General features: G+C 72.6%; 15 protein-coding genes. 14 read left to right on the top strand and 1 reads right to left on the bottom strand.

Annotation, left to right across the window (positions count from 1 at the left end):
- Nucleotides 1-31 precede the first annotated feature (31 nt).
- The gene (gene ftsH, locus AB2U05_RS10570) at nt 32-1,951 is read left to right on the top strand and encodes an ATP-dependent zinc metalloprotease FtsH (protein ID WP_045700223.1); all 1,920 of its coding nucleotides are present in this window, start codon (nt 32-34) and stop codon (nt 1,949-1,951) included.
- Nucleotides 1,952-2,074: 123 nt separating this feature from the next.
- Here ftsH and AB2U05_RS10565 read toward each other — a convergent pair whose 3' ends face one another.
- Nucleotides 2,075-2,779 (bottom strand): class I SAM-dependent methyltransferase, encoded by a 705-nt coding sequence (locus tag AB2U05_RS10565; protein WP_045700222.1) that lies wholly within the window; start codon nt 2,777-2,779, stop codon nt 2,075-2,077.
- Between the two features lie 393 nt (nt 2,780-3,172).
- Here AB2U05_RS10565 and proS point away from each other — a divergent pair, with 393 nt between their 5' ends.
- From proS to AB2U05_RS10500, 13 genes are all read left to right on the top strand, one after another.
- Entirely contained in the window at nt 3,173-4,585 is a 1,413-nt protein-coding gene (gene proS, locus AB2U05_RS10560) for a proline--tRNA ligase (RefSeq protein ID WP_045700221.1), read from the top strand.
- Nucleotides 4,586-5,045: 460 nt separating this feature from the next.
- On the top strand, nt 5,046-5,624 hold the full coding sequence (locus AB2U05_RS10555) for a hypothetical protein (RefSeq protein WP_045700220.1): 579 nt from the start codon (nt 5,046-5,048) through the stop codon (nt 5,622-5,624).
- Between the two features lie 349 nt (nt 5,625-5,973).
- Nucleotides 5,974-6,402, top strand: coding sequence for a 30S ribosomal protein S16 (rpsP, locus tag AB2U05_RS10550; RefSeq protein ID WP_045700219.1), 429 nt, complete (start codon nt 5,974-5,976; stop codon nt 6,400-6,402).
- Nucleotides 6,403-6,404: 2 nt separating this feature from the next.
- Nucleotides 6,405-6,644 (top strand): RNA-binding protein, encoded by a 240-nt coding sequence (locus AB2U05_RS10545; protein WP_030056773.1) that lies wholly within the window; start codon nt 6,405-6,407, stop codon nt 6,642-6,644.
- Between the two features lie 139 nt (nt 6,645-6,783).
- The gene (gene rimM, locus AB2U05_RS10540) at nt 6,784-7,395 is read left to right on the top strand and encodes a ribosome maturation factor RimM (protein WP_045700218.1); all 612 of its coding nucleotides are present in this window, start codon (nt 6,784-6,786) and stop codon (nt 7,393-7,395) included.
- A gap of 104 nt (nt 7,396-7,499) precedes the next feature.
- Nucleotides 7,500-8,318 (top strand): tRNA (guanosine(37)-N1)-methyltransferase TrmD, encoded by an 819-nt coding sequence (gene trmD, locus AB2U05_RS10535; protein ID WP_369185937.1) that lies wholly within the window; start codon nt 7,500-7,502, stop codon nt 8,316-8,318.
- A 154-nt stretch (nt 8,319-8,472) separates the two neighbouring features.
- Nucleotides 8,473-8,823 (top strand): 50S ribosomal protein L19, encoded by a 351-nt coding sequence (rplS, locus tag AB2U05_RS10530; RefSeq protein WP_033824618.1) that lies wholly within the window; start codon nt 8,473-8,475, stop codon nt 8,821-8,823.
- Between the two features lie 75 nt (nt 8,824-8,898).
- Nucleotides 8,899-9,807, top strand: coding sequence for a signal peptidase I (gene lepB / locus AB2U05_RS10525; RefSeq protein ID WP_369183088.1), 909 nt, complete (start codon nt 8,899-8,901; stop codon nt 9,805-9,807).
- Nucleotides 9,791-10,750 carry a signal peptidase I gene (gene lepB / locus AB2U05_RS10520; protein WP_369183087.1) on the top strand — a complete coding sequence of 320 codons (960 nt, stop codon included), beginning with the start codon at nt 9,791-9,793 and terminating at the stop codon, nt 10,748-10,750. The genes lepB (AB2U05_RS10525) and lepB (AB2U05_RS10520) overlap by 17 nt, the downstream gene beginning before the upstream one ends.
- 241 nt (nt 10,751-10,991) lie before the next feature.
- Nucleotides 10,992-12,026, top strand: a complete 1,035-nt coding sequence (lepB, locus tag AB2U05_RS10515; RefSeq protein ID WP_369183086.1) for a signal peptidase I — start codon at nt 10,992-10,994, stop codon at nt 12,024-12,026.
- A 145-nt stretch (nt 12,027-12,171) separates the two neighbouring features.
- Nucleotides 12,172-12,936 carry a signal peptidase I gene (gene lepB, locus AB2U05_RS10510; RefSeq protein WP_045700215.1) on the top strand — a complete coding sequence of 255 codons (765 nt, stop codon included), beginning with the start codon at nt 12,172-12,174 and terminating at the stop codon, nt 12,934-12,936.
- Nucleotides 12,937-13,048: 112 nt separating this feature from the next.
- Nucleotides 13,049-13,522: an NUDIX hydrolase gene (locus tag AB2U05_RS10505; RefSeq protein WP_045708663.1), complete on the top strand. Its 474-nt coding sequence runs from the start codon at nt 13,049-13,051 to the stop codon at nt 13,520-13,522.
- 55 nt (nt 13,523-13,577) lie between these two features.
- On the top strand, nt 13,578-13,904 hold the full coding sequence (locus tag AB2U05_RS10500) for a DUF2469 domain-containing protein (RefSeq protein WP_030056781.1): 327 nt from the start codon (nt 13,578-13,580) through the stop codon (nt 13,902-13,904).
- Nucleotides 13,905-13,932: the final 28 nt, after the last annotated feature.

Genomic DNA, 13,932 nt, shown 5'->3' with positions numbered 1-13,932 from the left:
CGTCCGAGCGCCTGTCCGTATCGTCCGGTGGGTGACCGAACCAGTGCCGCCGCGCCAGACCCCCGACCAGCCCTGGCGGTCCGAGGGCGCCCCGCCCCCGCCGCCGCCCCGCCGCCGGATGCCCGGCGGCTGGACGGGCCTCGTCCTCACCGCCCTCGTGGTGTTCCTGATCTCCGACCTGCTGCTGTCGTTCTTCGGCAACGAGGGCGCCACCACGATCTCCTACACCGAGTTCAACAACCAGCTGAACAAGGGCAACATCACCAAGATCTACGCCAAGGGCGACGCGATCGAGGGCACCCTGAAGAGCGCCCAGCCCAAACCGGACGGCGGCAAGGGGAACTACACCGAGTTCGACACCCAGCGGCCCTCGTTCGCGGGCGACAACCTGTGGACCACCCTGCAGCAGCAGGGCGTCGAGGTGACCGCGACCTCGCCGGTCCAGCAGCGCAGCTTCCTCACCAACCTGCTGCTCTCGCTCGCCCCGATGCTGCTGCTGGTCTTCATCTGGGTGCTGCTCGCCCGCCGGATGGCCGGCGGCCTCGGCGGCGGGCCGCTCGGCCGCAAGGCCCCGCCCAAGCCGGTCACCGCCGAGCAGGGCAAGCGCACCACCTTCGCCGACGTGGCCGGCATCGACGAGGTCGAGGCCGAACTCACCGAGGTCGTCGACTACTTGAAGAACCCCGACCGGTACCGCAGGCTCGGCGCCAAGATGCCGCGCGGCGTGCTGCTGAGCGGCCCGCCCGGCACCGGCAAGACCCTGCTCGCCCGGGCCGTGGCCGGCGAGGCGGACGTGCCGTTCTTCTCCGCCTCCGCCTCCGAGTTCATCGAGATGATCGTCGGCGTCGGCGCCAGCCGGGTCCGCGAACTGTTCGCCGAGGCCCGCAAGGTGGCCCCGGCGATCATCTTCATCGACGAGATCGACACCATCGGCCGCCAGCGCGGCGCCGGCGGCGGCATGGGCGGGCACGACGAGCGCGAGCAGACGCTCAACCAGATCCTCACCGAGATGGACGGCTTCAGCGGCTCCGAGGGCGTCATCGTGATCGCCGCCACCAACCGCGCCGACGTGCTCGACCCGGCGCTGCTGCGCCCCGGCCGCTTCGACCGGCGGATCACCGTCAGCCCGCCCGACCGGGACGGCCGCGCCGCCATCCTGCGCATCCACACCCGGACCGTCCCGCTGTCCGGCGACGCCGACCTCACCCAACTGGCCAAGGTCACCCCCGGGATGACCGGCGCCGAACTCGCCAACCTGGTCAACGAGGCCGCCCTGCTGGCCGTCAAGCGGCAGCAGGACGCGGTCAACGAGCGGGACCTCTCGGACGCCCTGGAGAAGGTCCAACTCGGCGCCGTACGGCCGCTGGTGATGCCGCAGGAGGAGCGCGAGCGGACGGCGTACCACGAGAGCGGGCACGCCCTGCTGGGCATGCTCCAGCCGGGCGCCGACCCGGTCCGCAAGATCACCATCGTGCCGCGCGGCCGGGCCCTCGGCGTCACCCTCTCCACCCCGGAGAACGACCGCTACTCGTACACCGAGCCCTACCTGCGCGGCCGGATCATCGGCGCGCTCGGCGGGATGGCGGCCGAGCAGGTGGTCTACGGCGTGATCACCACCGGCGCGGAGAGCGACCTGGAGCAGGTCACCAACATCGCCCGCGGGATGGCCGGGCGCTGGGGGATGAGCGAGCGGGTCGGCCGGCTCACCGCCGTGCCCAGCGACCCGCAGGGCGCGTACGGGCTGTCGGCCGCGCCGACCACGCTGGACGCGGTGGACGAGGAGGCCCGGCGGATCGTCTCCGAGTGCTACGACGAGGCGGTCCGGCTGCTGATCGAGCAGCGGCACCGGCTGGACGCGCTCGCGGCGGCGCTGCTGGAGGCGGAGACGCTGGACGAGGAGCAGGCCTACCGGGCGGCCGGGGTGCCGCGGGAGGGCGCCGAGGAGGCGTGAGCGGCCGGAGGGCCGGGGAGGCGCGAGGTCGGACGGCAGGGGAGGCGTGAGGTCGGAGGCCGGGGGCGCCCGCCGTGGTGGCGGGCGCCCCCGGTCTCGGCGCTCCCGCGCTGCCGCGCGGGTTCAGCGCGGCCGCTCGGCGATCAGGTAGCGGAACACGTTCTCCATCCGCACCGAGCCGTCCGGGCGCAGGTACGGCTGCAGCGCCTCCTCCAGCTCCTTGGCCACCAGCGTGGCGCCCGAGAACTCCTCGGCCGCCTCGAACAGCCCGGTGGAGAGCAGCCCGCGCACCGCGCTGTCGAGGTCCGGATAGGCGAACGGGCAGGCCACCCGCCCGCTGCCGGCCGGGCGCAGGCCGGCCGGGGCGAGCAGGTCCTCCAGCGCGCCGGGCACGCTCAGCTCGAACGGGTCGCGCGCGGTGGTTCGGCCCGCCAACCGGCGCGCCACGTCCAGCACCGGCGCGCTCTCGCAGCGCTCCGGCGGGCCCCAGACGGCGAGCACCACGTGCCCGCCCGGCACCGTCAGCCCGGCCGCCTCGGCGACCACCGCGCCGGGATCGGCCGCGCCCGGCAACTGCTCGAAAACCGTCACCAGCGAATGGGCCGAGCGGGGGACGGCGGCGGCCGGACGGGACCCGGCGCACACCCGCAGCCGCCGTCCGCGGGCCAGCTCGCGCAGCTCGTCCAGCGGCTCCTGCCCGGCCACCTGGGCGCCGCGCCCGGCGGCCAGCAGCAGCGCCAGCCCGGAGCGGCAGCCCAGCCCCAGCACGCTGCTCGCCGGGCCGACCTCCAGCCGGTCGTGGACGGCCTCGTAGAGCGGCACCAGCATGCGCTCCTGGATCTCCGCCCAGTCGCGCGCCCGCGCGGGCCCGGCGGCCCCGGGGAGCGGGCGGTGCGGGCGTGCGTCCGGCGAGCGTGCGTCCGCTGGTCGCGCGCCCGTCTGCCGGGCGCCCGTCGGTCGTACGGCCGTGCCGCTCGTGCCGGTCCTGCCGGTCGTCCGAGCTGAAGCCATCGCGGCCTCCCATCCGGTCCTTCGGTGTGCTGCTACGGCTCCCCCAAAGTCCCGCCCCACTCCAGCGAACAGCGGGTCGGGCCCGGCGTCCAGAGGGGTGCGGGGTGGTGCGCGCGTGTCGCGGTCGTGCGCCCCCTGCGGGCGGTGATCCGCTGACGCGGGTGTGAACCGATTCGAAGTCGGGCGGCCACCCCCCGTACCATTCCGCCCATGGCTAAGGCACCCGTTCTCACCCCCCAGGCGGAAGACTTCCCGCGCTGGTACCAGGACCTCATCAACAAGGCCGAGCTGGCCGACAACGGTCCGGTGCGCGGCACCATGGTCATCCGACCGTACGGCTACGGCCTGTGGGAGCGGATGCAGCAGGAGATGGACGCCCGGATCAAGAAGGCCGGCGCGCAGAACGCCTACTTCCCGATGTTCATCCCGCAGTCCTACCTGACCAAGGAAGCGGAGCACGTCGAGGGCTTCGCGCCCGAGCTCGCGGTGGTCACCCACGGCGGCGGCAAGCAGCTGGAGGAGCCGGTCGTCGTCCGGCCGACCTCCGAGACGATCATCAACGAGTACTTCTCCAAGTGGGTCCAGAGCCACCGCGACCTGCCGCTGCTGATCAACCAGTGGGCCAACGTGGTCCGCTGGGAGCTGCGCCCGCGCGTCTTCCTGCGCACCACCGAGTTCCTCTGGCAGGAGGGCCACACCGCCCACGCCACCTACGAGGACGCCCGCGCGTACGCGTCGATGATCCACACCGACGTCTACGGCGACTTCATGACGAACGTGCTCGGCATCGACGTCGTGCTCGGCCGCAAGACCGCCAAGGAGCGCTTCGCCGGCGCCATCAACACCCTCACGCTCGAGGGCATGATGGGCGACGGCAAGGCGCTGCAGCTGGGCACCAGCCACGAGCTGGGCCAGAACTTCGCCAAGGCGTTCAACACCACCTACCAGCTGCAGGGCGCCGAGCGCGAGCACGTCTGGCAGACCTCCTGGGGCGTCTCGACCCGCATGGTCGGCGGCCTGATCATGTCCCACGGCGACGACAACGGCCTGCGGGTGCCCCCGCGCCTGGCCGCCGTCCAGGCCGTCGTGCTCGCGATCAAGGGCGACGACGCCGTCATCGCCAAGGTCCGCGAGATCGGCGCCCAGCTGGAGGCCGCCGGCATCCGGGTCGTGGTCGACGACCGCACCGACACCCCGTTCGGCCGCCGCGCCGTCGACTGGGAGCTCAAGGGCGTTCCGCTGCGCATCGAGGTCGGCCCGCGCGACCTGGAGAACGGCACCGCGATGCTGGCCCGCCGCATCCCGGGCGGCAAGGAGCCGGTCGCCATCGACGCGCTGGCCGCGCTGCTGCCGGGCGTCCTGGAGGAGGACCAGGCGCTGCTGCTGCGCCAGTCCCGCGAGCGCCGCGAGGCCCGTACGGTGGACGTCAAGACCATCGACGAGGCCGTCGAGGCCGCCGCCACCGGCTGGGGCCGGATCTCCTGGGCGGACCTCGGCGCGGAGGGCGAGGCCAAGCTGGCCGAGCAGGGCGTCACGGTGCGCTGCATCGTCGCGGCGGACGGCTCGGTGCCGGCGTCGGACGACCAGGACGGCAACGTCGCGATCGTCGCGCGCGCGTACTGACCGGATCACCCGATCGGCCGCATTGATCGTGGTCCGATCGGGTGTACGGATCGTGTTCCGCGCCCGATCGGGTGAGGTTGTCGACCGGCTCGGGCGACATTTGCCCGTAATGCGGCGGGGTAAGAAATCGGTAACTCTTCCCGGCCGCACCGGCGGCCCGGATTGCTACTGACCGGTCAACTCCCGGCATTAACGGAATAGCGGTACGGTGTACGGCCCGTGGCCCTGTCAACTCGGCAGGGCTCACGGGCCGTACGTCCTGTCGGCGACAGCCCGCCCCAGGACGGAATTCACCAGGCACGTCGACCTCGCGGCGCGCCGAAACCGGCAGGGGGTTGGTCTTGCGTCAGATCCGGAACGCGCAATTCGCGCGCGGCCTTGCATTCCTGGGAGTTCCCTGGGAATTCCCGGAGAACGGGAACATGCGGAACATCGGCTCGCACTCCATCGTTGGTCTAGCGTGAGCACGACACAGCCCCTCGTTCTCGCGGCCGAACTGGCCGCCGCCTGGAGCGACATCCAGGCCTACCACCAGGACCTCCCCGACCTGGCCTCGCCCGAGGCCCTGATCGGCGAGTCCTCCTCGGCCTGTGGCACGCGGCTCGGCTTCGAGCGGCTCCTCCACGAGGCTGCCCACGGTCTGGCCGCGGCCCGGGACATCCGGGACACCTCGCGGGCCGGCCGCTACCACAACCGGCGCTTCCTGATGCTCGCCTCCGAGCTCGGCCTGGCGCACCCGGTGGAGCCGCACGCCAGCAGCGGCTTCTCCCAGGTGACCATGCTCAAGGAGACCCAGGAGCGCTACGCCGGGACCATCGAGCGCCTGGACCGCGCCCTGGGCGCGCACCAGGAAGCGGTGGCCGGCGAGGGCGGGACGCGGGCCTTCCGCGGACCGGCCGCCCGGCACGGCTCCTCCGGGGGCGGCGTCCGGGTCAAGGCGGTCTGCGGCTGCGGGCGCAACGTCCGCGTCGTGCCGTCGGTGCTCGCGCAGGCGTCCATCGTCTGCGGTGCGTGCCAGCAACCGTTCAAGATCGCGTAATCCGGGCCGGGACCGCTCGAAACCGGGGGGAACCGGAGAACGGTCGGCGACTGTGCGGGCAGTCGGCGGGCCGAGCGGTCGGACGGTGGGTCTCCAAGGGCTGGACCGGGAGCGGGGGCTCCCGGTCGAGCCCCGGGCGGCAGGCGGCACGGAGGTGCGCGCGCCGGGGAGGTTTACGGCCGGGTGAAGGCGGTTCGCGCCGGTATGGCAGAATGGACAGCTGAGTACTCGGCAGCCGAGCAGGACCCCTCTCTCCTACGGCTGGCGTGTCCCTTGAACGCTGCGCCCCGCAACCCCACGCGGACGGCGCGGTCGCTCACCCACGTCAACACCAGGAGAATCCACTCCCGTGGCAGTCAAGATCAAGCTCAAGCGTCTCGGCAAGATTCGCTCCCCGCACTACCGCATCGTCGTCGCCGACGCCCGCACCAAGCGTGACGGTCGCGCGATCGAGGAGATCGGCATCTACCAGCCGACCTACAACCCCTCGAAGATCGAGGTCGACAGCGACCGCGCCCAGTACTGGCTGTCCGTCGGCGCCCAGCCGACCGAGCCGGTGCTCGCCATCCTGAAGCTGACCGGCGACTGGCAGAAGTTCAAGGGCCTGCCGGCTCCGGCCCCGCTGAAGGTCGCGGAGCCGAAGGTCGAGGACTTCTCGCACCTGTTCGCCAAGGCCGTCGCCGGCTTCGAGGACGCCACCACCGGCGTCGCCATCACCCCGAAGGCCAAGAAGTCGGACAAGGCCGAGGCTGAGGCCGACGCCGCCGCCGAGGCCTGATCGTGATCGAGGACGCCCTCGACCACCTGGTGAAGGGCATCGTCGAGCACCCCGACGAGGTGCAGGTGCGCTCGCGCAACCTGCGTCGGGGCAACACCATCGAGGTGCGGGTGCACCCCGATGACCTCGGCAAGGTGATCGGCCGGGGCGGCCGCACGGCGCGCGCTCTGCGCACCGTGGTCGGCGCCCTCGGCGGTCGCAACGTCCGGGTCGACCTGGTCGACGTGGACAACATTCGCTGACGCAGCTGCTCGTGCAGCCGTCAGGGGCTTGAGGCCGACCGGGACGCATGTCGTCCCGGTCGGCCTTTTTCGCATCCCGGCGCGTCGGGCGCCGGCGCGCAATCCGAATCGGTACAGGAACTCCAGGAGAACGATCACCGTGCAGCTCGTCGTCGGCAGGATCGGCCGTGCCCACGGCATCAGGGGGGACGTCAGCGTCGAGGTCCGCACCGACGAGCCGGAGCTCCGGCTCGGCCCGGGCGCCGTCGTGCTGACCGACCCGGCGTCCGTCGGACCGCTGACCGTCGAGTCCGGCCGGGTGCACAGCGGCCGGCTGCTGCTGCGCTTCGCCGGCGTCAAGGACCGCAACGCGGCGGAGGCGCTGCGCGGCACCCTGCTCATCTCGGAGGTCGACCCCGAGGAGCGCCCCGAGGACCCGGAGGAGTACTACGACCACCAGCTGATCGGGCTGGACGTGGTGCTGCTCGACGGCACCCTGGTCGGCGAGCTGACCGAGGTCGTCCACCTGCCGTACCAGGACCTGCTCACCGTGAAGAAGGCGGACGGGACGGAGGTGCTGGTGCCCTTCGTCAGCCAGATCGTGCCGACCATCGACCTGGAGAACCAGCGCGCCGTGATCACCCCGCCGGCCGGGCTCATCGACCCGGAGCAGGCCGAGGTCGCGGGCTCGCGCGGCGAGACCGCGGAGGAGTCGGGCGAGGGCGCGGGTTCGGGCTCGGGATCCGACGTGGCTGCGGAGGAGTCGGAGTGACCGTCGAGCAGCCCTTCCAGGAAGTGCCGCAGGCGTCCGCGCCGTCCGCACAGGCCGTGTCGGCCGTCCAGACCGCGCCTGCCGCGCCGACCGTCCAGAGCGGGATGCGGATCGACGTCGTCACGATCTTCCCGGAGTACCTGGAACCGCTGGACATCTCGCTGGTCGGCAAGGCCCGCGCCCGCGGCCAGCTGGACGTGCACGTCCACGACCTGCGGGAGTGGACGCACGACGTGCACCGCACGGTGGACGACACCCCGTACGGCGGCGGCCCCGGCATGGTGATGAAGCCCGAGCCGTGGGGCGAGGCGCTGGACGCGGTGATCGCCGGCGGCCCCGAGGGCCAACTGCCCACCCTGGTGGTGCCCACCCCGAGCGGCCGCCCGTTCACCCAGGAGCTGGCCCAGGAGCTGGCCGGGCGCCCCTGGCTCGCGTTCACCCCCGCCCGGTACGAGGGCATCGACCGGCGGGTGATCGAGGAGGCGGCCACCCGGATGCCGGTGGTCGAGGCCTCGATCGGCGACTACGTGCTGGCCGGCGGCGAGGTCGCGGTGCTGGTCATGGTCGAGGCGATCGCCCGGCTGCTGCCCGGCGTGCTCGGCAACGCCGAGTCCCACCGGGACGACTCCTTCGCGCCCGGCGCCATGGCCGACCTGCTGGAGGGCCCGGTCTACACCAAGCCCGCCGAGTGGCGCGGCTGGGAAGTGCCGGAGGTGCTGCTCAGCGGCAACCACGGCAAGATCGCCCGCTGGCGGCGCGAGCAGGCCTTCGCGCGCACCCTGGCCAACCGGCCCGACCTCGTCGCGCGCTGGCAGCACGGCGACTTCGACAAGAAGGAGCGGGAGGCGCTCAGCGTCCTCGGCCTGGCCTGGGACGAGCGGCTCGGCCGATTTCGGTCCGTGGCCGGTGGTGTGGAAGAATAGGCCGCTGCTGTCTGTCGCTGGGCTCCTTCCGTAGGAGCTACGTGGACCGGCGCCCCCGCCACGGGGGGATCGCCGCCAGCCGATGCGGCCCGCAGCAGACCCCATTGCGACGAACTTCCGTGGGCGGCCCGTGGCGCCTGCGATGGAGAGCATCATGAGCAACAAGCTCGCTGCTGTCGACGCGGCCTCGCTGCGCACCGACATCCCGGCCTTCCGCGCCGGTGACACCCTGAAGGTCCACGTCCGGGTCATCGAGGGCAACCGCTCCCGTGTCCAGGTCTTCCAGGGCGTCGTCATCCGCCGCCACGGCGCCGGTGTCGGCGAGACCTTCACCGTCCGCAAGGTCAGCTTCAACGTCGGCGTGGAGCGCACCTTCCCGGTGCACACCCCGGTCGTCGAGAAGATCGAGGTCGTCACCCGCGGTGCCGTTCGCCGCGCCAAGCTGTACTACCTGCGTGACCTCCGCGGCAAGGCCGCGAAGATCAAGGAGAAGCGCGACAACTGATCTCCGACCCCCGGCCCGGCCGGGGACCGGAGCGCTCGGGGGGCGGGGCCGACCACACGGTAAGCTCAGCCCCCGATGAGCACGCACGAGCCACCCGCGGACCGCGACGGCAGTCCCGCACCCACCGGTGCGGAGCCGCTGTCGCGGTCCGCGGTCGTTTCCCCCGAGGGCCCCGAGGGCGCCGGGGGGCCCGGGGACGTCGAGGGCGGCGCGGGCGTCGACGTCGTCGAGGGCGGCGAGAAGGCCGAGGGCGGCGAGAAGGCCGAGGGCGGCGGCGAGGAGGCCGGGGAGGCCGAGGAGGAGCCGGGCCGGTCGCGCTCCTGGGACCTGCTGATGCTCGCGGGGATCTGCCTGCTCACCCTGCTGCTGGTGAACGCCTTCGTCGCGCGCCCGTACGCGGTGCCCTCCGGGTCGATGGAGGACACCCTGCGCCCCGGCGACCGGATCATCGCGAACCAGCTCGCCTACGCCTTCGGCGGTCACCCCCAGCGGGGCGACGTCGTGGTCTTCGACGGTACGGGCTCCTTCCTGCGGGAGTCCGAGCAGCCGCCCGGGATCGGGGACGAGCTGCGCTCGGTGGGCCGGGACCTCGGACTGGTCCCGGCGGCGGACACGGTCTTCGTGAAGCGCGTCATCGGCGTCGGCGGGGACCGGGTGACCAGCACCGGCCCGGGCCGACCGCTCACCGTCAACGGCGTGCCGCTGGACGAGACCTCCTACCTGGCCCCGGGCGACGACCCGTCGAGCGTGGCCTTCGACGTGGTCGTCCCCGCGGGAGAGCTGTGGGTGATGGGCGACCACCGCAGCGCCTCCCGCGACTCGCGCGACCACCTCGGAGAGCCCGGCGGCGGCTTCGTGCCCGAGGACAAGGTGATCGGCCGGGCCGACTGGGTGGTCTACCCGTTCTCCCGCTGGACGAGCCTGGACCGCCCGGCCGCCTTCACCACCCTCGCGGGGACGGGTGGTCATGGGGACCAGAGGTAGGGGACGGGTCGTCGACCGTCCGGCCGGGGAACCGGCCGAGGCCGGGCCGCCCGGAGGCGCCGGGCCCGGGGGCGCCGGGCCCGACACCGCCCCGTCGGGCCGGGGCCGGGCCGAGCGCCGCCGCAGTGCCCGGCGCGCCGCTCGTCGCCGCAGGCGCTCGCTGCTGCGCGAGTTCCCGCTGATCATCCTGGTCGCCCTGGTGGTGGCGCTGGTGCTGAAGACCTGCCTGATCCAGGTGTTCGTGATCCCCTCGGGCTCGATGGAGCAGACCATCCAGGTCGGGGACCGGGTGCTGGTGGACAAGTTGACCCCCTGGTTCGGCAGTGAGCCGCAGCGCGGCGACGTGGTGGTGTTCAAGGACCCGGGCGGCTGGCTGGAGCAGGACCACAAGGCCTCGGACGACGGCCCGGTGCTGCGGGCGTCCAAGCAGGTCCTCACCTTCGTCGGGCTGCTGCCGTCCAGCGACGAGCAGGATCTGATCAAGCGGGTCATCGGCGTCGGCGGGGACACCGTCGAGTGCTGCGACGCGCAGGGGCGGCTGAGCGTCAACGGCACGCCGGTGAGCGAGCCCTACCTGGCGGCGGGCAACCCGCCGTCCCGGCAGCCGTTCAAGGTGAAGGTGCCGGCGGGGCGGCTCTGGGTCATGGGCGACCACCGGGACGTCTCCGCCGACTCCCGCTTCCACATGGGGAATCCGGGCCAGGGGACGATCCCGCTGAGCGGCGTGGTCGGTCGCGCGTTCGCGATCACCTGGCCGCTGGGCCGCATGCATCAACTCGATGCGCCGAGTTCACTCTCCTCTCTCGCGCGGGCCGCGCGGGCTGACGGAACTGCGCCGGATTCGGTGGCGGTTGGGCCGCTTCCCGTAGAACCCCCGCTCGTTATGGGTGTGTTGGGCATCCTTCCGCTCGTCGTTCGCCGGCCGGGGCGGCCCCCGGAGTGAGCCGCGTCCCGCGCTCGACCGGCCGGGCCGCGCGTGTGGGATCGCGAGCCGGATGCCTCGGAGTGATAGAGAAGTGCAGGTGCGGCCGGAGGTCCCGGCCGCGTGCCGTGGCCGTGCTGGTGTCAGGGGAGCCCGCTGTGGGCAGCCCTGAGGCGTTCATGGCCATCGGTCGGCGTGGTGCCCGCTGTGCGGCACTGTGAGAGCGGGCGCGCGGGCGTCCGCACAGCAGGGAGGAGACGTTGTGGGGGATGTGGTGATCGGCGCCCGCTCAGGCGCCGGAGAGCCCGAGGGCTCCGGCCGCCGAGTGGCCCGGTCCGCCGAGTCCACGGCGGCCTCGGCCTCGGTCGAGGACGCGGCGGCCCAGACCGCGGACGAGCACGGTGACGGCATGGAGGGCTCGGCAGAGCCCCAGCGGCCCGACTCCCAGCGGCCGGAGCCCGAACGGCCGGATTCCGAGCCGGCGGAGGACGCGGAGCCGGAGGCGTCGGACAAGCCGCGCAAGCAGCGCTCCTTCTGGAAGGAGCTGCCGATCCTGGTCGGCATCGCGCTGGTCCTCGCGCTCGTGATCAAGACCTTCTTCGTCCAGGCGTTCTCCATTCCTTCCGAGTCGATGCAGAACACGCTGCAGGTCGGCGACCGCGTCCTGGTGGACAAGCTGACCCCCTGGTTCGGGGCCGAGCCCGAGCGCGGTGAGGTCGTGGTGTTCCACGACCCGGGCGGCTGGCTGAACGACGAGCCGGCCCAGCAGAGCGACAACTCCTTCGTCCGTGGCGTCCAGGACGTGCTGAGCTTCGTCGGCCTGATGCCCTCCGCCAACGAGAAGGACCTGATCAAGCGGGTCGTCGCGGTCGGCGGGGACACCGTCGAGTGCGACGGCAACGGCCCGCTGAAGGTCAACGGCGTCGCCCTGAACGAGCCCTACGTCTTCCAGGGCAACCCCGCGTGCGGCACCCTGCCCTTCGGCCCGGTGAAGGTGGACAAGGGCCGGATCTGGGTGATGGGCGACCACCGCTCCAACTCGCTGGACTCCCGCTACCACATGGACCAGCCGGGCGGCGGGGCCGTTCCGGTGGACAACGTGATCGGGCGCGCCTTCGTGGTGGCCTGGCCGGTCGGCCACTGGTCGACGCTCCCGGTGCCGGACACCTTCGACCAGAAGGGCCTGGCGGCGGGCGCGCCGCTGGCGCCTCCCGTGGCCGGTGCGGTGGGTGCGGTCGTCCTGCTCCCGCTGGTGCGTCGGGTGCGGGCTCGGGTGGGGCGCCGGAAGGAGTCCTGAGGTCGACGGGGTTCTCCCCAGCTCTTGCGCGGGCCGTGGTACCGACGAGTAATCTGCTCGGACGTGCCACGGCCCGCCGGCTTTCGCGCCCGTGACCCCGGCGCGCCAGTGGCGTTCTCCGGTCGGCCAGAGGTGGACGGTTGCTATGAGCGGTGTGGTGGAACAGACGGCCGACGACCGCGCGGCCGCGCCCGCCCGCCCGCGCCTCCGGGTCTCCGCGGTGCTGCAGGGCGTGGCGATCGCGCTCGGGCTGGTGCTGATGATCGGCGGCTTCGTGCTGATCGCCGTCGACTACCGGCCCTACGACATCCCCACCGCCTCGATGTCCCCCACGCTCCAGGTCGGGGACACCGTGCTCGCCCGCAAGGTCGACGGCGGCTCGGTCGGCCGGGGCGACGTGGTGGTCTTCCGGGACCAGGCCTGGGGCGGCCAGCTCATGGTCAAGCGCGTGGTCGCGGTCGGCGGGGACACCGTCGCCACCACCAGGGAGGACCGCCGGCTGACCGTCAACGGCCAGCCGGTGGACGAGCCCTACCTGGCGGACCAGGGCCCGAAGGGCGGCGACTCCTTCAGCGTGACGGTACCGCCGGGCCGCCTGTTCCTGCTCGGCGACAACCGGCAGGGCTCGCTCGACTCCCGCACCCACCTGGAGGTCGACGGCGGGACCGTCCCGGCCGATGGGGTGGAGGCCAGGGTCGAGGCCACTCTCCTTCCGTTCGGCCGCACCGGCCTGCTGGACCGGACGGCCGCCTTCGACGGCCTCGCCGGCCCGAAGGCCGGTTCGCCCGGCCCGCTCGCGCCGGCCGCGTACGCGACCGTTGGCGGCGCGGCGCTGATCATCGTGGTGTGCGCGGTGAGCGGGGTGGCGGGTCTGGCGCGCCGGTTCCGCCGGGAGGACGCCGCCTCCTGACCGGGAGCGTCGCGGGGCGGGCCGCTCTGCCGAACATCGCCCCGGACGGCCGCGCCGGGTGGCAGGATCGGAAGCGCCACCGATGCGGACGGAAGGAGCGTGGAGCGCGGCCATGACAGCACAACGGCGGAAGGCCGCGCGGATCCTGCTGCTCGACGGACTGGACCGCATCCTCCTGTTCCTGGGCGCCGACCCGGCCGAACCCCGCGAGACGTGGTGGTTCACGCCCGGCGGCGGCTTGGAAGCGGGGGAGGGCGTCCGGGAGGCCGCGGAGCGGGAGCTCGCGGAGGAGACGGGCTTGCGGGGCGTGGACCTGGGGCCCTTGGTGGCGTACGGCACGGTGTCGTTCTCCTTTCGGGGGCAGCGTTACGAGCAGGAGCAGTGGTTCCACCTGGCCCGGACCGCCGAGACGGATCTGGACCACTCGGGCATGGGCGAGGACGAACACGCCGAACTGCTCGGGGCGCGCTGGTGGACGGTCGACGAGTTGAGGTCGACGGCCGAGACGGTCTATCCGGCCGGACTGGCGGATTTCCTGGAGCGACTGCTCAGGGAGGGCCCGCCGGTCGATCCGGAACGGCTCTGAGCGTGGGTGCGGTGGTCCACAATGGGTGGACGTGACGAGTTGAGGGGACGCCTGGATGAGTGCCGAAGATCTCGAGAAGTACGAGACCGAGATGGAGCTCAAGCTCTACCGGGAGTACCGGGACGTCGTCGGCCTGTTCAAGTACGTGATCGAGACCGAGCGACGGTTCTACCTCACCAACGACTACGAGCTGCAGGTGCACTCGGTCCAGGGCGAGGTGTTCTTCGAGGTGTCGATGGCGGATGCGTGGGTCTGGGACATGTACCGGCCGGCCCGGTTCGTCCGCAAGGTCCGGGTGCTGACCTTCAAGGACGTGAACATCGAGGAACTCGCGAAGAGCGATCTGGAGCTGCCCTCGGACGAGTCCGGCTTCGGGAACTGACGTTGAACGACTCGGGCCCGCGTTGTCC

It is taken from the genome of Streptomyces sp. Y1 (assembly GCF_041053115.1).
Lineage (GTDB): Bacteria > Actinomycetota > Actinomycetes > Streptomycetales > Streptomycetaceae > Kitasatospora > Kitasatospora rubellomurina.
Note: the sequence above shows the minus strand (reverse complement) of the source record. Positions and strands in the feature narration are given on the sequence as shown.